Here is a 19,165-nt window from a genome sequence, read left to right as displayed (position 1 = left end):
GAGATGATAAAATGGGGAAACGTCAAAAGTCGTTATATTTCACAAAGACTTAGTGCTTTCCGCTATATTCCCCCAGCTGTGGATAAGCTGTGGAGTGCCTATAGCAACTCTATCTTATCCCCAGGACCCACATGACCCGATAACGTGAAGCAGACAGAGAGCACCATGTGGATAAACCGGTGGGTTATCCCGAGCCAGAACCGCGACGTTGATGGTCGAGCTTGTTGTCCCGTGTTTTCAACAGCCCCAGGAGAAAAACGTGGAGAACAAGAAACTTTTCTTTCATCTGCACCTCATTTCTGACTCCACGGGAGAAACACTCATTTCCGCCGGTCGCGCAGCCGCGGCGCAATTTCAGTCCAGTGCGGCGATAGAGCACGTCTATCCTCTCATCCGTACCCGCCGACAGCTCGAACCCGTTCTGGAAGCCATAGATCAGAAACCCGGCATCGTGCTTTACACAGTCGTTGACAGAGAGCTTGCCGATCTCATCGATGAGCGATGCAAGGCCATGAGCGTGCCGAGCGTTAACGTGCTTGAACCCGTGATGGTGACATTTCAGACCTATCTCGGTGCACCGTCCAAGCGAAGGGTAGGGGCGCAACACGCGCTCAACTCTGAATATTTCGCGCGGATCGAAGCCCTCAATTACACCATGGATCATGATGATGGTCAGATGTCTGATGATTATGAAGAGGCTGATGTCCTGATCATTGGCATCAGCCGCACCTCGAAAACGCCAACCAGCATCTATCTTGCCAACCGAGGTATCAAGACGGCGAACCTGCCGATCATTGAAGGCGTGCCATTACCCGCCAGTGTCCTTGAGGCGAAGAGACCATTGATTGTGGGGTTGATTGCGACCAGCGATCGGATCTCGCAAGTCAGAGAAAACCGGGAACTGGGAGCCACCGGGGGCTTCGACAAGAGCCACTATACGGACAGGGCAACGATTGCCGAAGAGCTGAAATATGCCCGAGCCCTCTGCGCTCGATATAACTGGCCCATTATTGATGTCACGCGCCGGTCTATTGAAGAGACAGCTGCCGCCATCGTTGCCCTGCGGCTGAAGCTGCGCTAAGGCCGTTCCTGCCGCTAGCCTAATGGAAAATCACGATGAGCCGAATGTTGATACTGGCCTCCACAAGCCCCTTCCGGAAATCATTGCTGCAGAATGCCGGCATTAGCTTTTCGACAGAAGCCCCAGGCGTTGATGAGCGGGCGATAGAGGAAGCCAATGGTCTGGCTTCAATGTCTGCCTCAGACGTGGCAATCGAACTGGCAAAAGCCAAGGCGCTGGCAGTGAGCAGAAGACACCCCGATGCACTCGTCATCGGCTGTGACCAGACAATGTCACTTGGGGATAGGGCCTATCACAAACCGTCAGATAGAGGCATGGCTCGACGTCAGCTCATGGAATTGCGTGGACGGACCCATTGCCTCAATAGCGGTATTGTCATCGCCTCCGGTGGAAATGTGCTGTGGCAACAGGTTGAGACAGCTCGTCTTTCCATGAGAAATTTTTCGGAATCGTTTGTTGATCTGTATCTCGATCGTGTTGGCGACAGCGTCTTGCAGAGCGTCGGCGGCTATCAGTTGGAAGCCGAGGGCATCCAGCTATTTGACAAGGTGGATGGCGATTATTTCACGATCATTGGTTTGCCGTTGATCCCGCTGCTCGACAAATTGCGGGACCTGGGAGAATTGCATGCATGATTCACGTGAAACATTCTTAATGAAAGCTTTCGTTGCCGGCTATCCGATTAAGCATTCGCGGTCGCCGCTCATTCATAGATACTGGCTGGGTCAGCTGGGAATTGCCGGCGACTATGAAGCGGTAGCGGTCGAAGTCACAGATTTCGCCTCCTTTATTGCAAATCTCAAGTCGGGCGAATCCGGCTACCGGGGTGGCAATATTACCATCCCGCACAAGGAATCCGCCTTCCTTCTCGCTGACCGTTGTGACGATTTGGCCATGGAACTGGGCGCCGTTAACACCCTGTGGCTGGAAGATGGGATACTCTGCGCCACCAATTCGGACGGCATCGGTTTCGTTCGCAATCTCGACGAGCGCAGCCCCGGCTGGGATCAATGTAAGACCGCCGTCGTACTCGGGGCGGGCGGAGCAAGCCGCGCGATCATCCAGTCGCTTCGCGAGCGCGGTGTTGCAAATATCCACGTGGTCAACCGAACTGCGCAACGCGCTATCGAGTTGGCAGATCACTTTGGATCTAGCATTCATGGCCATGCACTCGATGCTCTTGACGAGGTGTCGACTGGCGCTGGCCTGTTCGTGAACACCACGTCGCTTGGCATGGATGGACACCCCGTTCCAACATTGCCGCTGTCAAAATTGACGGGCGATGCAGTCGTGACCGACATCGTCTACACACCACTTGTCACGCCCATTCTCGAACAGGCGCAGCGCGACGGCTTTCGAACCGTCGATGGCCTGGGGATGTTATTGCATCAGGCCGGTACCGGTTTTGAAAAGTGGTTTGGCCAGATGCCAGTAGTCACCGAAGAACTGAGGTCTTTGATCATCAGCGATCTGGGGTTGAAGGCATGATCAAGCTCGGCCTCACAGGATCGATCGGGATGGGCAAGTCAACGACGGCACAGTTCTTTCGCGAAGCCGGTATTCCGGTCAATGATGCCGATCAGGTCGTTCACGAACTCTACCGGGGTAAAGCGGTCGCACCGATTGAAATCGCGTTTCCCGGCGTCGCCTCTAACGGCGTGGTTGATCGCCAGAAACTCGCCGATTATCTGTCGAGGAATCCGGCTAAGTTTGCGGAATTGGAGGTCATCGTTCATCCTCTTGTTCGCGCGGAAGAGCAGGCATTCCTGGTGCGCCAGAAAGAGGCTGGCGCGGATCTGGTGGTTCTGGACATACCCCTGTTGTTTGAAACCGGCGGGCAAGACCGCGTGGATTCCATTGTCGTTGTGACCTGCGATCCGGACATTCAGGAAAAAAGAGTGCTTGCGCGACCTGGTATGACGCGCGAAAAATTCGACATGATTCTGTCGCGACAAATGTCGGATAGTGAAAAACGCAGGCGCGCCGATTTCATCGTCGACACGGGACTTGGTTTCGAACCTGCCCGGCAGGCCGTCGACAACATCATTCAGCAGTTGCGGCAACAGAAGGCATAATTCGACAATGCGTGAAATCGTCTTCGATACGGAAACCACAGGCCTTGAGTTCAAGAACGACCGCGTGATTGAAATCGGCGGCATCGAGCTTGAGAATCATTTCCCGACAGGCCGCAGTTTTCATGTCTACATCAATCCCGGTGATAGAAAAGTGCATCCCGACGCCCTGGCGGTTCACGGAATTACAGACGAGTTTCTGGCAGACAAGCCGCCATTCGCTGAAATTGTAGAAGATCTCAAGGCCTTCTTTGAAGGTGCTCGCTGGGTCGCTCACAATGCGACCTTCGATATGAATTTCATCAATGCCGAGTATGCAAGGCTTTCGCTACCGCCGGTGCCGATCGATCTTGTCACGGATACTTTGGCCCTTGCACGCCGCAAGCATCCCATGGGACCCAACTCCCTAGACGCCTTGTGCCGTCGTTATGGCATCGACAATTCGCATCGAAGCAAGCACGGCGCGCTGCTCGACTCCGAATTGCTGGCCGAAGTCTATATCGAAATGCTGGGCGGTCGACAGGGTGCGCTCGGCCTTGCGGTGATCGACGATTCCAAGTCGGACACCCGGTCGGACGAGGATGCCGATGTTGTTGTCCAGATTGGTGCGCGTCCTAACGCACTGCCGACGCGGCTGACCTCCACCGAAATTGGTGCACATGAGAGCGTCGTAAAACGCCTCGGCGACAACGCGATCTGGAAAAAGTTTCAATAAAAAAGCCCGGGTTGTGCCCGGGCATTTTTAAACTTGTCTTTGACGATCGGCTCTTAGTTAGGCGCTGATACCTGCGCTTTGGTGCGCTCCTCGGCCATACGCTGCGCAAACATCTGGGCAAAGTCGATCGGATCGATCATCAGTGGCGGGAAGCCGCCATTGCGTGTGGCATCGGCAATGATCTGTCGTGCGAACGGGAAAAGCAGGCGCGGGCATTCGATGAACAGGACCGGAAGCATGTGCTCTTGTGGAAAACCGACCACACGGAAAACGCCGCCGTAAACGAGCTCAGCTGCGAAAACGGTCTTGTCGCCGTCCTTGGCATCCGCATTCAACGTGAGAACAACGTCGAAATCGGTCTCAGACAATGGATTGGCGTTGACGTTCACATTGATATTGATCGCAGGCGACTTGTCGCGCGACTGAAGCGAACGCGGAGCACCCGGATTCTCGAAGGAAAGATCCTTGATATACTGGGCAAGAATGTTGATCGAAGGGCTTGCTGTTCCCTCTTTTTCTTCGGCCATAGGCTTGTCCTCGTAAGGTTGTGTTTGCAGGCCGTCTATCATTTCGGGCAGGGGCTTACAAGCCTTGCCGAGGTCCATCTGGACTACCGCGTATCAGCGTTTGTCTGACGTATCGTCCAATTTCCAGGGCGAATTCGGATCGCTGTTGCGGCTGTATTCGTCATCATCAAGATCAACCACCGGGCTTGGCCGATTGGGCTCTGCCTTGCCGCCGCGGCTGCCCGGCGAGCGTCCCGATGTGCGGACGAACACAATCCCGGGGCGAACATACGACCAGGCAAGGTCGCGGACAAAAGGAATGAACAACAGAAAACCGACGATATCCGTGAGGAAGCCTGGGATGAGAAGCAGGAACGCTGCAATCAGGATCATCACGCCATGGGTGATTTCCCGCATCGCCTGCCCGTCTGCCTGATTGGCTTCCTCAAGTCTTTTGAGGATACCCAGTCCTTGACGTCTAAGCAGGGCAACACCCAGCAGGCCCGTGGCCACGGTCAGGCCCAATGTCGCCAGAACACCGATCGCTTTTCCAACGACAACGAAGCCAGCGATCTCGGCAAGCGGCAGGAGCAAAAATATAAGGAACCACGGACGCAATGGATTGGTCTCCGTTAGGGTCAAGGTAACTCTGAACAGGCATATGAACAGAGTGCACATAAAGAATGACGCTTCGCTATTTGAATGCGCCGGCAATGACCATTATATGGGAATGCTCAGCAATAATTAAAACGGTGACCGGAAAGCAATGGGATCGAACGAATTTGTAACTCTATTTTTCCTGGTAGCCGCAGTGCTTATCTTCTTGCAGCTCCGAAATGTACTCGGCCGTCGTACCGGAAGCGAGAAACCACCTTTCGATTCGTATAGCCAGCGGGATCTTGCGAAAGGTCCAGGCAGTGAGGATGGAAAGGTCGTCACGCTGCCGAAGCGCGCTCCTGAAGCAGCGGAAAACAGTTTCGCCAATATCGATGCCTACACTCCGGCCGGAACCGAGTTGAATGGCTCGCTTCGGGAGCTTGCCGCAGCGGATCCCAATTTTTCGCCCAAGGAATTCCTCAACGGCTCTCGCATGGCCTACGAGATGATCGTCATGGCTTTCGCCGATGGCGACCGCAAGACGCTCAAGGGTCTTCTGTCGCAGGATGTCTATGAAGGTTTTGAATCCGCGATCACTGATCGGGAGACCAAGGGCGAGACCATCAAGTCCACCTTTGTCGGGATCGAGAAGGCCGATATCATTCATGCCAGCATCAAGGACAGCGAAGCGCATGTGACCGTGCGGATCATCTGCGAACTGATTTCCGCCACCTACGACAAGTCGGGAACTCTGGTCGAAGGAGACGCCGATAATGTTGCGGAGGTCAATGATATCTGGACATTTGCACGCGACCTGCGCTCACGCGACCCGAACTGGAAATTGATCGCGACCGAATCGGAGCAATGAATTTGTCGGCTTCGGGCTACCGGTTTCGCGAGGCCAAATTTGATGAGCTTGAGGGTTGGACCGCTGATGATCCAACCCCGCTCTTTCCAGCCCTTCGAAATTGCATCGATCATATCCGCTCGGTCAAACCCTATCGCAAAGGTGCTCTTGGCCTGAGTGCGGAAGATCTCGTCAGCATTGCTGAAGCTCTTCCGGATAGCCTTCCTGATAATCCGGCAGCCGCCCGGTCTTTCTTTGAGCAGCATTTTCAGCCCTTCTTCATCGAAGAGGCGAATGGTTCGAAGGGGCTAGTCACCGCCTTTTACGAGCCGGAGATCGCTGTCTCGGCAATGCCCGATACCGAGTTCAAATATCCGATCTACGCCCGCCCCGCAGACCTCGTCGATATCGATGACAATCAGGCTGCCGAGCATCTGCAACCCGGCTACCGCTTTGCCCGGTCGAACGATGGTCGTCTCGAACCGTATCCGGATCGCCGCTCTATCGATCTTGGATATCTGGAAGGCAAGGGGCTTGAGCTTGCCTGGGCAAAGTCAAAGGTCGATCTCTTTTTCGTCCATATCCAGGGTGCGGCCCGGCTTCGGTTTCCCGATGGCACCATTTCGCGCATCACCTATTCCGCAAAGGCCGGGCATCCCTTTTCCGCTATCGGCAAATTACTCGTGGACCGGGGGCAGGTCCCCGCCTCTGAAATCTCGATGCAATCGATCCGCAAGTGGTTGGCAGAGCATCCAGATGAGGTAGACGAGGTTCTATGGCACAATCGCTCCTACATTTTCTTCAAGGAAGTCGAGGTCGGTGATCTCACCTCCGGCCCGATTGCGGCTGCAAAAGTCCCTCTCGTTGCCGGACGGTCGCTTGCTGTCGACCGTGAAATCCACACCTTCGGTTTTCCGTTTTTCGTCCACTCAAAGACATTGACGCATCTCGATGACGGACATCCCTTTGGCAGGTTGATGCTGGCGCTGGACACGGGCTCGGCGATTGTTGGTCCGGCGCGCGGCGACATCTTTACCGGATCGGGATTTGCCGCCGGCGAACTGGCAGGTACAGTGCGCAACGCCGCAGACTTTTATATCCTCATCCCCAAGTCGGTGGCTAAGAGGTATCGGTAGTGGCACGTGACCGTAAATTGAATTCGGAAGACCGCATCCTCTGGGGCAAGGTGGCGCGCAGCACGCGTCCCATGCCGGGGCGGCTGGAAGATCTGATCGAATTCGAGGCGGCCTTTATCGAGCCCGAGCCGGAGAACAAAGCGCCTCCGTCGAAGAAGGTCCCTGTTTCCCTTGCGGAAAAAGCGGCCCAGGCGGAAGCGGCAAAGAAAGACAGGCGTGTTCACCATCCATTTGAGCGGCCGGTCAAACGGAAACTGTCGCGTGGCCATCTGCCGCTTGAAGCGCGCGTCGATTTGCACGGTCTCTACCAGAGCGAAGCGCATGGGGTTCTGCTGGATTTTCTGATGCGCGCCCATGATAGGGGAATGCGGCATGTTCTGGTGATCACCGGCAAGGGCAGTTCCATGGGCAGCGAAGGCGCCTTGAAGAGAGCCGTACCCTTGTGGTTTTCAAAGCCTGAATTCAGGAACCTTATTTCGTCCTATGAGCCAGCAGCACAAAAGCATGGGGGCGAGGGTGCCATGTATATTCGCCTGGCGAGACATCGCGGAGAGAACAGATGACGCCATTTGCCGAAACGGTCAGGGATCTGCGCCGGCTCAGGGGCGTGACGCAGAAGCAGATGGCCCTTGCGATTGGTGTCTCACCGGCTTATCTCTCGGCTCTCGAGCATGGTCGGCGTGGCAAGCCCAGTTTCGATCTGCTGCAAAGAGTGGCCGGTTACTTCAATATCATATGGGACGAAGCGGAAGAGCTGTTCAAGATTGCTGAAACGTCAGATCCCCGGGTCGTTGTCGACACCTCAGGACTTCCACCCGCCTACACGCAGATGGCCAATTGTCTTGCCCAAAAGATCCGCTCCCTGCCGCCACAAAGCGTCGAGGAGATCCAGCAGGTTCTAGATGGCGCTTAATGCATAGAAATATGATAACCCTTGCCGGCGAAAGGGCTTGTTTTACAGGGATGATACGCTGACGCGTATTTGGAACTGTAAGCAAACCACTTATAGTCGTCACCAAACGCGCCGCTGATTCGATTAGACGCGGCAAAGCAGAACGAACTGGAAAGATCAACCATGACCGATACCCCGATGAATGAGACCAGTGCCTCCGAAGAGTACGGCGCGGACTCGATCAAGGTGTTGAAGGGCCTCGATGCGGTGCGCAAGCGGCCAGGCATGTATATCGGAGACACCGATGATGGCTCCGGTCTGCATCACATGGTCTACGAAGTCGTGGACAACGCCATCGATGAAGCGCTGGCTGGCCATGCCGATATCGTCACGGTCACGCTGAACGCCGACGGCTCTGTGACTGTCACAGACAACGGTCGTGGTATTCCGACGGACATCCATACCGAAGAAGGCGTGTCCGCTGCCGAAGTTATCATGACGCAGCTTCATGCCGGCGGTAAGTTCGACCAGAATTCCTACAAGGTATCCGGTGGTCTCCACGGCGTTGGCGTGTCTGTGGTGAATGCACTCTCGACAAAGCTCAAGCTGAAAATCCGCCGCGCTGGCCGGATCAACGAGATGAGCTTTACCCATGGTGTCGCAGATGGTCCATTGGTCGTCACCGGAGAATATGAAGGCCGATCCGGTACGGAAGTGACCTTCCTGCCAAGCCCGGAGACCTTCACCAATATTGAATTCGTCTACTCCACACTGGAGCATCGTCTGCGCGAACTGGCCTTCCTGAACTCTGGCGTGCGCATTCTTCTGACCGACAAGCGGCATTCCGACATCAAGCAGGAAGAGATGCTTTACGACGGTGGTCTGGAAGCCTTCGTTCAATATCTCGACCGCTCGAAAAAGCCGCTGGTGGAGAAGCCGGTCGCGATCATCGGCGAGAAGGACGGAATCACTGTTGAAGTGGCCCTCTGGTGGAACGACAGCTATCACGAGAACGTGCTCTGCTTTACCAACAACATTCCTCAGCGCGATGGCGGCACGCATATGGCGGGCTTCCGTGGTGCTCTGACCCGTCAGGTCACATCCTATGCCGATAGCTCGGGCATTATCAAAAAAGAGAAGGTCCAGCTTCAAGGCGAAGATTGCCGCGAAGGCCTGACAGCTGTGCTCTCCGTAAAAGTGCCGGATCCGAAGTTCTCCTCGCAGACCAAGGATAAGCTCGTTTCGTCCGAAGTTCGCCCTGTTGTCGAAAGCCTCGTCAACGAAGCCCTGAGCTCCTGGTTCGAGGAGCATCCAGCCGAAGCCAAGATCCTGGTCGGCAAGGTGGTAGAAGCCGCGATCGCTCGTGAAGCCGCGCGCAAGGCCCGCGAACTGACACGGCGCAAAGGGGCGCTCGACATTGCCTCGCTGCCGGGCAAACTTGCTGATTGCTCCGAGCGCGATCCGTCAAAATCCGAACTCTTCCTCGTCGAGGGTGACTCCGCCGGTGGCTCCGCCAAGCAGGGTCGCTCGCGCGAAAAGCAGGCGATCCTGCCGCTGCGAGGAAAGATCCTCAATGTCGAGCGCGCCCGCTTCGACAAGATGCTGTCGAGCCAGGAAATCGGCACGCTGATTACCGCGCTCGGCACTTCGATCGGCAAGGACGAGTTTAACGCTGACAAGCTGCGCTATCACAAGATCATCATCATGACCGATGCTGATGTCGACGGCGCCCATATTCGCACGCTTCTGCTCACCTTCTTCTTCCGCCAGATGCCGGCGCTGATCGAGCGCGGTCACCTCTACATTGCCCAGCCGCCACTCTATAAAGTGTCGCGCGGCAAGTCGGTGCAGTATCTGAAGGACGAAAAGGCTCTGGAAGATTACCTGATCACAATGGGTCTGGATGACGCCACCCTGACGCTCGGCTCCGGTGAGGTTCGTGCTGGTCAGGATCTGCGCGAAATCATCACAGACGCCTTGCGCCTTCGCTCCTTGATCGACGGCCTGCACTCGCGCTACAGCCGCTCCGTTGTTGAACAGGCAGCCATCTCCGGTGCGCTCAATCCCGATCTCACCGATAACCCAGCCCGCGCGCAAGAGACTGCCGACGACGTGGCACGCCGACTGGATCTGATCTCTGAGGAAACCGAGCGCGGCTGGTCCGGCCATGTGACCGAAGAAGGTGGACTGCGCTTCGAGCGCACCGTCCGAGGCGTCAAGGAAGTTGCAAGCCTGGATGTGGCATTGATAGGTTCGTCTGATGCACGCCATATCGATCAGCTGACGCCACGTCTGAAGGACATCTATGCGGTCCCGCCGGAGCTCTCCCGCAAGGACGGTAATCTGGAAATCTCCGGACCGCGCGCGCTGTTGGATTCTATTTTCGCAACTGGCCGCAAGGGCCTGTCCATGCAGCGCTACAAGGGTCTTGGCGAAATGAACGCCGAGCAGCTTTGGGAAACGACGCTGGATCCGAACGTTCGCTCCTTGCTTCAGGTCAGGATCAACGATGCGACAGATGCGGATAGCCTGTTCTCCAGACTGATGGGTGACGAAGTCGAACCGCGTCGTGACTTCATCCAGGAAAATGCTTTGAGCGTCGCCAACCTTGATATCTGATAATGGCAGCATGGATCACATAAAACGGTGATTCACGTGAAACATTCATGATTCAGTAACGACTTTTCGCGCCCGCTTCCATGCGGGCGCAGCTTTTTCTGTATTCTGCTTTTGCAAATGTTCGAAGGACCGCGCAGCAATCCGACGTCAGTCGAACCCCATGCCGCCGCGACATCGATTTGTCCGAGCCGCTGTAAATTCAGACTTTCTTGACCAGCTTCCGGCGGGAATATTTAACCCGAACATGATATGGCAGACAGCAGCGACAAATGAGTTGCCGCGTCCGCCACCCCCTGCCTCCTTCGCAGGAGCAACAATACGGTTACCACGGCGTTAAACTCTGATAGTTTTGACGCCCGCTGATCCGGCGGACTGAAGACAATGCAATTCTGATACAATCGGAAAAGGTAACTCACCTGATGTTTTATCAAATGTACGAACTGAACCATGCCGCGATGGCACCCGTCCGCGCATCAGTGGACGCCATGCGGATGGCCATTGGAAATCCGTTGAACCCGGTTTCCCATACGGTCTTTGGTCGTACGATGTCAGCCGGGCTGGAAGTGTTCGAGCGTGTCACGCGTCGCTACGCCAAGCCCGAATTCGGTCTTCCGACCACGGAGATCAACGGCAAGACAGTTTCCGTGCATGAGAAGATTGTCTGGCAAAAGCCGTTCTGCAATCTCATCAATTTTCAGCGTGTTCTGCCGCAAGGACATGGCGAAGATCCAAAGATCCTGATCGTCGCGCCGATGTCCGGTCACTACGCAACGCTTCTGCGTGGCACGGTTGAAGCGCTGCTTCCTTCCGCAGATGTCTACATCTCGGACTGGATCGACGCCCGTACAGTACCAGTCACCGAAGGTAGTTTCGATCTCGACGACTATGTCGACTATGTCATCGAGATGCTTCATCACCTCGGACCGAACACACATGTTGTCGCCGTATGCCAACCATCCGTGCCGGTACTGGCTGCGGCAGCCGTGATGGAAAGTGCAGGGGACCCGCTTTCGCCGGCATCCATGACCTTGATGGGTGGTCCGATCGACACGCGAATCAATCCGACTGCCGTCAACGAATTGGCGCAGAACAAACCGCTTCAATGGTTCGAGGATAATGTCATCATGAATGTACCCTGGCCGCTGCCGGGTTTCATGCGTCCGGTCTATCCGGGCTTCCTCCAGCTCTCCGGCTTCATGTCGATGAACCTTGATCGCCACGTGATTGCGCACAAGGACTTCTTCATGCACCTCGTCAAGAACGACGGCGAGCCGGCAGAAAAGCATCGCGACTTCTACGACGAATATTTGGCGGTGATGGATCTGACGGCAGAATTCTATCTGCAAACCGTCGACACCGTCTTCATCAAGCACTCGCTGCCGAAGGGTGAGATGACCCATCGTGGCAAGCTGGTCGACACGTCTGCGATCCGCAATGTAGCGTTGTTGACCGTGGAAGGCGAAAACGACGACATCTCCGGTGTTGGCCAGACCCATGCCGCCCAGACGATCTGCACCAATATTCCGGATCATATGCGCATGCATTATGTGCAGCCGGATGTCGGACACTATGGTGTCTTCAACGGTTCGCGTTTCCGCCGGGAGATCGCACCGCGCATCATCGTCTTCGCCAACGAGCATTCTCAGCATTCGGCGCTTGCCGTGAAACGCGTGATCAAGGGCGGTCGTTCTGCCTGAAATGACCCTCCGATTTAGCCAAGTCTAATCAGGTGTTTGCCCGTTTTGCCGGGCATTCATCTTGAATGGACGGCCCTCAGCGACCACATCAAACTCATCGGGATGCATGTCGCGCCCGAGGAAAAAGAGGTAGTTGATGATGAATCAGTCAGCATTGTTGCGCCCGGATTGGACGCCGGCTACCGTAGCCCTGATGGTGCTCGGTTTCATGGTCTTCTGGCCGCTCGGTCTCGCCATGCTCGCCTATATTCTGTTCGGCGAGCGCTTCAAGGATTTCAAGCGCGAAGCAAATAGCGCTGCCGATGGCATGTTTTCGAAATTCGGTGGCAAATGCCGCAGCGGTCGCGGTTACAACTTCACAGGCAATGTCGCCTTCGATGATTGGCGCAAGAACGAACTCAATCGCATTGAAGAAGAGCGTCGCAAGCTCGATGCAATGCGGGCCGAATTCGATGACTATATGCGCGAACTTCGTCGAGCCAAGGATCAGGAAGAGTTTGACCGCTTCATGCGTGATCGCAACAACCTGAAGCGCAATGACAATACGGGCAACGCCGAAGGCTTTGCATAAGGTCTCCATGCCCTGTCGATGAACAAGGCCGGCATCCAACGATGCCGGTTTTTTTGCGCCTTGATATTGTCTCGAATCGGCTAAAGAGAACACATGGTCTTTCTTCTCAACAGAACTTCCAGACGCCAACCGCCGGTCCTTGATCGCGTCCTCAATCTGGAGGGACGATCTGTGCCGTTGACGGTGCGGGAGAATGCGCGCTCCACACGCATAACCCTTCGCATCGAACCCGGCGGCAGAGCGCTGAAAATGACAATACCGCCGGGCATCGGCGAACGCGAAGTCAGTTCCTTCATCGAGCGCTATCGCGGCTGGATGACCACACGCATTGCCAAACTTGATGTCCATCCCGGACTTGGCGACGGCGCGGAAATCCTGTTGCGAGGCGAAGCTCACCGCATTCATCACACAGGCGGGTTGCGCGGCCTGACCGAGGCGACGGTGATCGACGGTGTCCCGGTCCTCAAGGTCAGCGGGCTTGAAGAGCATATGGGGCGGCGCATTGTCACCTTCCTCAAGAAGGAAGCGCGCAAGGATCTTGAGACACTTGTTACGCGTCACACAAAAGCGGTTGGCCGACCGGCAAACAGTCTTACCCTCAAGGATACCCGCAGCCGTTGGGGCTCCTGTTCCTCGGAAGGCAACTTGAGTTTCTCATGGCGCATTGTCATGGCGCCACCTTTTGTGATCGACTATCTGGCGGCACATGAAGTGGCACATCTCAGGGAGATGAACCACGGACCCGGTTTCTGGTCGCTCTGCCGCTCGCTTTGTCCGGATATGGACAATGGCAAGAAATGGCTGAAGCGCAATGGCTCTGCCCTTCACGCCATCGACTTCGGCTGATCAAGACGTATTCGTGAACCGCCTTTGTCGTAAATTGGCTCGACTCGCGCGCTATTTCGTGCGACTTCGCAGCGATGAAGCCTGACGTCAAAATCTGCGGATTGAAAACAGCGGAAGCGGTGGAACATGCGGTCCATCGCGGCGCGAGCCATATTGGCTTTATCTTCTTCGGCAAAAGCCCGCGCAACATCGAACCAGACCTCGCGGGCGATCTTGCGGATCAAGTTCGCGGCAAGGCCAGGATCGTCGCCGTTACGGTCAACGCCGATGACGAAGAGCTGGATGAGATCATTGCTTTTCTCCGACCAGACATCGTTCAGTTCCATGGTTCCGAAAGCCCGGAACGACTTCTCCATGTGAAGGCCATGTACGGTCTTCCGGCGATGAAGGCTTTTTCGGTGCGCGAAGAGGGCGATCTGAGGCGTGTAGACCCGTTTATCGGCGTTGCCGATCGCTTTTTGTTCGATGCAAAACCGCCTGCAGGATCCGATCTACCCGGCGGCAATGGCGTGTCTTTCGACTGGCGCCTGCTGCGTGGACTTGACGCGGAGGTCGACTACATGCTTTCCGGTGGCTTGAACAAGGACAATATTGCCGAGGCGCTGGCGGAAACCGGCGCGAGAGGTATCGACATTTCGTCTGGAGTGGAAAGTGCGCCGGGCGTGAAGAATTTGCAAATGATCGACGCGTTCTTTGATGCCGTCGATAAAGTGGTGTCCCAGCCGGCACCTGCAGGGAGAGCGAAGTGAACGAGAATCTGAGACCGAATTCATTCCGCGAAGGTCCGGACGAAGATGGCCGCTTTGGTATTTTTGGCGGACGTTTCGTCGCCGAGACCCTGATGCCATTGATCCTCGAACTGCAGGACGAATGGGACAAGGCCAAGAACGATGCGGAATTTCAGGCAGAGCTCGCTCATCTGAATACCCATTATACCGGACGGCCAAGCCCGCTTTATTACGCAGAGCGGCTGACGGAAGAACTCGGCGGCGCGAAGATCTACTTCAAGCGCGACGAGCTCAATCACACCGGCTCCCACAAGATCAACAATTGCCTCGGTCAGATACTGCTGGCCAAGCGCATGGGCAAGACCCGGATCATCGCAGAAACCGGCGCTGGCCAGCATGGCGTTGCCTCGGCAACCGTTGCTGCCCGTTTCGGAATTCCTTGCGTTGTCTATATGGGTGCCACCGATGTCGAACGACAGGCACCGAACGTCTTCCGGATGAAACTGCTGGGCGCTGAAGTGAAGCCGGTCACCTCCGGCCATGGCACACTCAAGGATGCCATGAACGAGGCCCTTCGCGACTGGGTCACCAATGTCGACGACACCTACTACATGATCGGTACTGCAGCCGGTCCGCATCCTTATCCGGAAATGGTCCGCGACTTCCAGTCTGTGATCGGCCGTGAGGCACGCGAGCAGATGGTCGCGGCCGAAGGTCGCTTGCCCGACCTGCTGGTTGCAGCCGTTGGCGGCGGATCGAATGCCATTGGCCTGTTTCACCCGTTTCTGGACGACGAGTCCGTGCGGATGATCGGGGTTGAAGCCGGCGGCAAGGGTCTGGACGGCGAAGAGCATTGTGCCTCTCTGACGGCGGGTTCGCCGGGCGTTCTGCATGGCAACCGCACCTATCTGCTTCAGGATAGCGACGGTCAGATCAAGGAAGGCCACTCCATTTCCGCGGGTCTCGATTACCCCGGAATTGGCCCCGAGCATTCGTGGCTGAAGGATATGGGCCGCGTCGAATATGTGCCGATCATGGATGATGAGGCGCTCGCCGCTTTCCAGATGCTGACCCGCACCGAAGGCATTATCCCGGCGCTCGAACCGTCTCACGCCTTGGCCGAAGTGATCAAGCGCGCGCCGACGATGAGCAAGGACGAGATTATTTTGATGAATCTGTGTGGCCGCGGCGACAAGGACATTTTCACTGTCGGCAAGATTCTCGGCATGGGGCTTTAAGAACATGACCAAACGGATGGATAAACGTTTCGCCGATCTTAAGGCTGCAAACAGACCCGCGCTCGTGACCTATTTCATGGGCGGCGATCCCGATTTTGATACCTCGCTCAAGATCATGAAGGCTCTGCCTGAGGCGGGCTCCGATGTAATCGAGCTTGGAATGCCGTTCTCGGATCCCATGGCCGATGGACCTGCGATCCAGATGGCTGGTCAGCGCGCTTTGAAAGCCGGCCAGACGCTTCAGAAGACCCTGGAGCTGGCACGTCTGTTCCGTGAGACCAATCAGGACACACCGATTGTTCTGATGGGCTACTACAATCCGATCTACATCTACGGCGTCGAGAGATTCCTCGATGAAGCCGAAAGATGCGGCATCGATGGCCTGATCATCGTCGATCTGCCACCTGAAATGGATGACGAACTGTGTGTGCCGGCACGCAAGCGCGATATCAATTTCATCCGCCTGGCAACGCCGACGACCGACGCCAAGCGTTTGCCGATGGTTTTGCAAAACACCTCGGGCTTCGTCTATTATGTCTCGATGAACGGCATTACGGGATCGGCATTGCCGGATACGGGCAAGGTTGCTGGCGCCGTTGGCCGGATCAAGGAGCATACCGATTTGCCGATCTGCGTCGGTTTTGGCGTCAAGACGGCAGAACATGCACGGTTGATCGGCAGCAGTGCCGACGGTGTTGTTGTCGGTACGGCAATCGTCAACCAGGTGGCGCTTACGCTCGACAAGAATGATGCAGCGACCGCAGACACCGTTCAGGCTGTTGCAACCCTCGTGCGGGGCCTCGCAAGCGGCGTCGGCGAAGCGCGTATGGCAGCAGCCGAGTAACCACCCTATATGATGACCAAGGTCAATCAGGAGTAATTCAAGTGAACTGGATCACCAACTACGTTCGCCCGCGGATCAATTCCATGCTGGGCCGTCGCGAGGTCCCGGAAAATCTCTGGATCAAGTGCCCGGAAACCGGGGAAATGGTCTTTCACAAGGATCTGGAAGACAACAAGTGGGTCATTCCCGCCTCTGGCTATCACATGAAGATGCCGGCGAAGGATCGTCTGATCGATCTGTTCGACGGCGGACAGTATGAGGCGCTGCCGCAGCCAAAGGTCGCGCAGGATCCGCTGAAATTCCGTGATTCCAAGAAATATGCCGACCGACTTCGCGACAGCCGCACCAAGACGAACCAGGAGGACACGATGCTCGCCGGCGTCGGCAAGGTTCAGGGCGTCAAGCTGGTGGCTGTTGTCCACGAATTCAACTTCATGGGCGGATCGCTGGGCATTGCTGCCGGTGAGGCCATCGTCAAGGCATTCGAGCGTGCAATCGCTGAAAAGTGCCCTCTGGTCATGTTCCCGGCTTCAGGCGGCGCACGCATGCAGGAAGGCATTCTGTCACTGATGCAGCTTCCGCGTACGACTGTTGCCGTGGATATGCTGAAAGAAGCAGGTCTTCCCTATATCGTGGTGCTTACAAATCCCACCACCGGTGGTGTGACGGCGTCCTACGCCATGCTCGGCGATCTCCACATTGCCGAACCGGGCGCAGAGATCTGCTTTGCCGGCAAGCGAGTGATCGAACAGACGATCCGTGAAAAGCTTCCTGAAGGTTTCCAGACCTCGGAATACCTTCTGGAACACGGCATGGTGGACATGGTGATTCCCCGCCATGAGATTCCATCGACCCTTGCCAGCACTCTGAAAATCATGATGAAGCTGCCAGTAAATGAGAGCAAGACCGTGGTCGTGCCCGAAAGCAACGCAGCCTGAGCATAATGCCCTGACACGCAATCGATCTGTGCTCCTTCAGGGTTGGGGCATGCGGGAACGCCACCCATGACCAAGAACGTATACGACGAGGCGGAGCGAGAGATCGAAAAGCTGATGGGGCTCCACCCCAAGGGCTTCGATCTGTCGCTCGACCGCATCAGCCGACTGCTGGAAACGCTGGGCAACCCGCATCTCAAGCTTCCGCCAATCATCCATGTCGCCGGCACCAACGGCAAAGGTTCGGTCACGGCCTTTTGTCGCGCGCTGCTGGAGGCCTCCGGTCTCAGCGTGCATGTCCACACGTCGCCGCATCTGGTCCATTGGCACGAGCGCTACCGTCTGGGCGTAAGGGGCGGACAAGGGCAGATCGTCGATGACGCGTTGTTTGCCGATGCGCTGCGCCGCGTGGCCGATGCCAATGCGGGTGCAGCGATTACAGTTTTTGAAATTCTGACGGCGGTGACATTCATCCTGTTTTCCGAGCATCCCGCTGATGTGGCTCTGATTGAAGTCGGGCTGGGCGGACGCTTTGATGCAACCAATGTCATCCCCAATCCTGCCGTTTCGATCATCATGCCCATTTCGCTGGACCATGAGGCCTATCTGGGCGATCGCGTCGAACTGATTGCCGCCGAAAAAGCAGGCATCATGAAGAAAGGCGTTCCGGTCGTCATCGGCCACCAGGAGCATGATGCGGCGCGAGACGTCCTTGTCTCGACAGCCGAGCGTCTGGGGTGCCCGCATTATGTCTATGGGCAGGATTTTTCTGCCCATGAGGAAATGGGACGATTGGTCTATCAGGACGAGGATTCACTGTCAGACCTGCCATTGCCGAAACTTCCAGGTCGTCATCAATACGCCAATGCCGCAGCTGCGATACGCGCTGTCAAAGCGGCAGGTTTTCCGGTGACGGATCAGATCGCGGAGCGGGCCATGGCGAGCGTCGAGTGGCCCGGCCGCTTGCAGAAGCTCACCCATGGCGCATTGTTCGATCTGGCGCCCAAGGGTGCTGAGATCTGGGTCGATGGCGGTCATAATCCCGGTGCCGGCGAGGCGATTGCCGAAGCCATGGCCGGTCTTGAGGAGGCGCAATCGAGGCCTCTCTATCTGATCTGCGGCATGATCAACACCAAGGATCCCGTTGGCTATTTCAGTGCCTTCACCGATCTCGCCATCCAGGTGTTCACCGTGCCGATCCGCGGAACGGATGTAGCTATCGATCCTGTGGTTCTCGCGCATTCTGCCTTCGATGCCGGACTGGTCGCAGAGCCGGCAATGACGGTTGGAGAAGCGCTTGAGGCGATAGCCGACCGTATTGACGCGGACGATACGCCGCCGCGCATTTTGATTGGCGGTTCGCTCTATCTTGTCGGCAATGTGCTTGCCGACAATGGCACACCGCCCAAATAAAAGGAGCCCGGCTTTCACCGGGCTCTTTTTCTATAAAGATGTTTTGCGTCTATCAGACGGCGCCGGAAATCCAGCTTGTCAGGGCAGTCTTGGGCGCTGCGCCAACCTTGATGTCGGCCACTTCGCCTGCCTTGAAGACGGCGAGTGTCGGGATCGAGCGAACACCGAACTGAGCGGCAAGCTCAGGATTTTCATCGATATTCAGCTTTGCAATCTTCACCTTGCCAGCCATCTCGTTGGAGATTTCTTCGAGGCTAGGAGCGATCATCTTGCAGGGGCCGCACCATTCAGCCCAAAAGTCCACAACCACAGGCTCTGCGGAATCGAGGACTTCCGTCTGGAAGTTCGCAGTATCAACTTTCACCGTTGTCATCGGGGGAATCCTTTCCGGTATTACGTTGTGCATGAATGTGAGCATGCCGGGTCTG

21 protein-coding genes are annotated in these 19,165 nt (G+C 56.2%); 18 read left to right on the top strand and 3 right to left on the bottom strand.

The window, feature by feature from the left end; genetic code table 11:
- Positions 1-259 precede the first annotated feature (259 nt).
- From ACQQ2Q_RS17335 to dnaQ, 5 genes are read left to right on the top strand one after another with little or no spacing between them, the layout of a single operon-like run.
- Positions 260-1,081 carry a pyruvate, water dikinase regulatory protein gene (locus tag ACQQ2Q_RS17335; protein WP_428188530.1) on the top strand — a complete coding sequence of 274 codons (822 nt, stop codon included), beginning with the start codon at positions 260-262 and terminating at the stop codon, positions 1,079-1,081.
- Between the two features lie 35 nt (positions 1,082-1,116).
- Complete coding sequence (locus tag ACQQ2Q_RS17330; RefSeq protein WP_428188377.1) at positions 1,117-1,716, top strand: Maf-like protein; 600 nt, start codon at positions 1,117-1,119, stop codon at positions 1,714-1,716.
- Positions 1,709-2,569 (top strand): shikimate dehydrogenase, encoded by an 861-nt coding sequence (locus tag ACQQ2Q_RS17325; protein WP_428188376.1) that lies wholly within the window; start codon positions 1,709-1,711, stop codon positions 2,567-2,569. Before ACQQ2Q_RS17330 ends, ACQQ2Q_RS17325 begins: the two co-directional genes overlap by 8 nt.
- A complete protein-coding gene (coaE, locus tag ACQQ2Q_RS17320; protein ID WP_428188375.1) occupies positions 2,566-3,156 on the top strand; it encodes a dephospho-CoA kinase in 591 nt (196 codons plus the stop codon). The genes ACQQ2Q_RS17325 and coaE overlap by 4 nt, the downstream gene beginning before the upstream one ends.
- 7 nt (positions 3,157-3,163) lie before the next feature.
- Positions 3,164-3,868 (top strand): DNA polymerase III subunit epsilon, encoded by a 705-nt coding sequence (gene dnaQ / locus ACQQ2Q_RS17315; RefSeq protein ID WP_428188374.1) that lies wholly within the window; start codon positions 3,164-3,166, stop codon positions 3,866-3,868.
- A gap of 53 nt (positions 3,869-3,921) precedes the next feature.
- Here dnaQ and secB read toward each other — a convergent pair whose 3' ends face one another.
- Both secB and ACQQ2Q_RS17305 read right to left on the bottom strand, forming a co-directional pair.
- Positions 3,922-4,437: a protein-export chaperone SecB gene (gene secB, locus ACQQ2Q_RS17310; RefSeq protein WP_428188529.1), complete on the bottom strand. Its 516-nt coding sequence runs from the start codon at positions 4,435-4,437 to the stop codon at positions 3,922-3,924.
- 51 nt (positions 4,438-4,488) lie between these two features.
- Positions 4,489-5,016 (bottom strand): FxsA family protein, encoded by a 528-nt coding sequence (locus ACQQ2Q_RS17305; RefSeq protein WP_428188373.1) that lies wholly within the window; start codon positions 5,014-5,016, stop codon positions 4,489-4,491.
- Between the two features lie 124 nt (positions 5,017-5,140).
- On the opposite strand from ACQQ2Q_RS17305, the gene ACQQ2Q_RS17300 reads away from it, so the two are divergent.
- The 13 genes from ACQQ2Q_RS17300 (at position 5,141) to ACQQ2Q_RS17240 (ending at position 18,737) form a co-directional block, all read left to right on the top strand.
- Entirely contained in the window at positions 5,141-5,839 is a 699-nt protein-coding gene (locus ACQQ2Q_RS17300) for a Tim44/TimA family putative adaptor protein (protein WP_428188372.1), read from the top strand.
- A complete protein-coding gene (gene mltA / locus ACQQ2Q_RS17295; RefSeq protein WP_428188371.1) occupies positions 5,836-6,954 on the top strand; it encodes a murein transglycosylase A in 1,119 nt (372 codons plus the stop codon). The genes ACQQ2Q_RS17300 and mltA overlap by 4 nt, the downstream gene beginning before the upstream one ends.
- Positions 6,954-7,517, top strand: coding sequence for a Smr/MutS family protein (locus tag ACQQ2Q_RS17290; protein WP_428188370.1), 564 nt, complete (start codon positions 6,954-6,956; stop codon positions 7,515-7,517). Before mltA ends, ACQQ2Q_RS17290 begins: the two co-directional genes overlap by 1 nt.
- Positions 7,514-7,867, top strand: coding sequence for a helix-turn-helix domain-containing protein (locus ACQQ2Q_RS17285; RefSeq protein ID WP_428188369.1), 354 nt, complete (start codon positions 7,514-7,516; stop codon positions 7,865-7,867). Before ACQQ2Q_RS17290 ends, ACQQ2Q_RS17285 begins: the two co-directional genes overlap by 4 nt.
- 162 nt (positions 7,868-8,029) lie before the next feature.
- Positions 8,030-10,465 carry a DNA topoisomerase (ATP-hydrolyzing) subunit B gene (gyrB, locus tag ACQQ2Q_RS17280; RefSeq protein ID WP_428188368.1) on the top strand — a complete coding sequence of 812 codons (2,436 nt, stop codon included), beginning with the start codon at positions 8,030-8,032 and terminating at the stop codon, positions 10,463-10,465.
- A gap of 419 nt (positions 10,466-10,884) precedes the next feature.
- On the top strand, positions 10,885-12,162 hold the full coding sequence (locus tag ACQQ2Q_RS17275) for a polyhydroxyalkanoate depolymerase (RefSeq protein WP_428188367.1): 1,278 nt from the start codon (positions 10,885-10,887) through the stop codon (positions 12,160-12,162).
- A gap of 139 nt (positions 12,163-12,301) precedes the next feature.
- Complete coding sequence (locus ACQQ2Q_RS17270; protein WP_428188528.1) at positions 12,302-12,733, top strand: DUF2852 domain-containing protein; 432 nt, start codon at positions 12,302-12,304, stop codon at positions 12,731-12,733.
- A 93-nt stretch (positions 12,734-12,826) separates the two neighbouring features.
- Positions 12,827-13,579 (top strand): M48 family metallopeptidase, encoded by a 753-nt coding sequence (locus ACQQ2Q_RS17265; protein ID WP_428188366.1) that lies wholly within the window; start codon positions 12,827-12,829, stop codon positions 13,577-13,579.
- 74 nt (positions 13,580-13,653) lie between these two features.
- On the top strand, positions 13,654-14,328 hold the full coding sequence (locus ACQQ2Q_RS17260; RefSeq protein ID WP_428188365.1) for a phosphoribosylanthranilate isomerase: 675 nt from the start codon (positions 13,654-13,656) through the stop codon (positions 14,326-14,328).
- Positions 14,325-15,545 (top strand): tryptophan synthase subunit beta, encoded by a 1,221-nt coding sequence (trpB, locus tag ACQQ2Q_RS17255; protein ID WP_428188364.1) that lies wholly within the window; start codon positions 14,325-14,327, stop codon positions 15,543-15,545. Before ACQQ2Q_RS17260 ends, trpB begins: the two co-directional genes overlap by 4 nt.
- A gap of 4 nt (positions 15,546-15,549) precedes the next feature.
- Positions 15,550-16,389 carry a tryptophan synthase subunit alpha gene (gene trpA / locus ACQQ2Q_RS17250; protein WP_428188363.1) on the top strand — a complete coding sequence of 280 codons (840 nt, stop codon included), beginning with the start codon at positions 15,550-15,552 and terminating at the stop codon, positions 16,387-16,389.
- Positions 16,390-16,430: 41 nt separating this feature from the next.
- Positions 16,431-17,327 (top strand): acetyl-CoA carboxylase, carboxyltransferase subunit beta, encoded by an 897-nt coding sequence (accD, locus tag ACQQ2Q_RS17245; RefSeq protein WP_428188362.1) that lies wholly within the window; start codon positions 16,431-16,433, stop codon positions 17,325-17,327.
- 66 nt (positions 17,328-17,393) lie between these two features.
- On the top strand, positions 17,394-18,737 hold the full coding sequence (locus tag ACQQ2Q_RS17240) for a bifunctional folylpolyglutamate synthase/dihydrofolate synthase (RefSeq protein ID WP_428188361.1): 1,344 nt from the start codon (positions 17,394-17,396) through the stop codon (positions 18,735-18,737).
- A gap of 52 nt (positions 18,738-18,789) precedes the next feature.
- Here the strand turns inward: ACQQ2Q_RS17240 and trxA are convergent, their stop codons facing one another.
- Complete coding sequence (trxA, locus tag ACQQ2Q_RS17235) at positions 18,790-19,110, bottom strand: thioredoxin (protein WP_428188360.1); 321 nt, start codon at positions 19,108-19,110, stop codon at positions 18,790-18,792.
- Positions 19,111-19,165 lie beyond the last annotated feature (55 nt).

It is taken from the genome of Agrobacterium sp. ES01 (genome assembly GCF_050320885.1).
Taxonomy (GTDB): Bacteria; Pseudomonadota; Alphaproteobacteria; order Rhizobiales; family Rhizobiaceae; genus Allorhizobium.
The sequence above is the reverse complement of the archived record's forward strand: the minus strand, read 5'-3'. Positions and strand labels throughout refer to the sequence as shown.

Excerpts from the sequence above, each read along its gene's own strand:
- ACQQ2Q_RS17330 (WP_428188377.1), top strand. The coding sequence starts at position 1,117 with ATGAGCCGAATGTTGATACTGGCCTCCACAAGCCCCTTCCGGAAATCA.
- ACQQ2Q_RS17325 (WP_428188376.1), top strand. The coding sequence starts at position 1,709 with ATGCATGATTCACGTGAAACATTCTTAATGAAAGCTTTCGTTGCCGGC.
- coaE (WP_428188375.1), top strand. The coding sequence starts at position 2,566 with ATGATCAAGCTCGGCCTCACAGGATCGATCGGGATGGGCAAGTCAACG.
- dnaQ (WP_428188374.1), top strand. The coding sequence starts at position 3,164 with ATGCGTGAAATCGTCTTCGATACGGAAACCACAGGCCTTGAGTTCAAG.
- secB (WP_428188529.1), bottom strand. The coding sequence starts at position 4,437 with ATGATAGACGGCCTGCAAACACAACCTTACGAGGACAAGCCTATGGCC.
- ACQQ2Q_RS17300 (WP_428188372.1), top strand. The coding sequence starts at position 5,141 with ATGGGATCGAACGAATTTGTAACTCTATTTTTCCTGGTAGCCGCAGTG.
- mltA (WP_428188371.1), top strand. The coding sequence starts at position 5,836 with ATGAATTTGTCGGCTTCGGGCTACCGGTTTCGCGAGGCCAAATTTGAT.
- ACQQ2Q_RS17285 (WP_428188369.1), top strand. The coding sequence starts at position 7,514 with ATGACGCCATTTGCCGAAACGGTCAGGGATCTGCGCCGGCTCAGGGGC.
- gyrB (WP_428188368.1), top strand. The coding sequence starts at position 8,030 with ATGACCGATACCCCGATGAATGAGACCAGTGCCTCCGAAGAGTACGGC.
- ACQQ2Q_RS17275 (WP_428188367.1), top strand. The coding sequence starts at position 10,885 with ATGTTTTATCAAATGTACGAACTGAACCATGCCGCGATGGCACCCGTC.
- ACQQ2Q_RS17270 (WP_428188528.1), top strand. The coding sequence starts at position 12,302 with ATGAATCAGTCAGCATTGTTGCGCCCGGATTGGACGCCGGCTACCGTA.
- ACQQ2Q_RS17265 (WP_428188366.1), top strand. The coding sequence starts at position 12,827 with ATGGTCTTTCTTCTCAACAGAACTTCCAGACGCCAACCGCCGGTCCTT.
- ACQQ2Q_RS17260 (WP_428188365.1), top strand. The coding sequence starts at position 13,654 with ATGAAGCCTGACGTCAAAATCTGCGGATTGAAAACAGCGGAAGCGGTG.
- trpA (WP_428188363.1), top strand. The coding sequence starts at position 15,550 with ATGACCAAACGGATGGATAAACGTTTCGCCGATCTTAAGGCTGCAAAC.
- ACQQ2Q_RS17240 (WP_428188361.1), top strand. The coding sequence starts at position 17,394 with ATGACCAAGAACGTATACGACGAGGCGGAGCGAGAGATCGAAAAGCTG.
- trxA (WP_428188360.1), bottom strand. The coding sequence starts at position 19,110 with ATGACAACGGTGAAAGTTGATACTGCGAACTTCCAGACGGAAGTCCTC.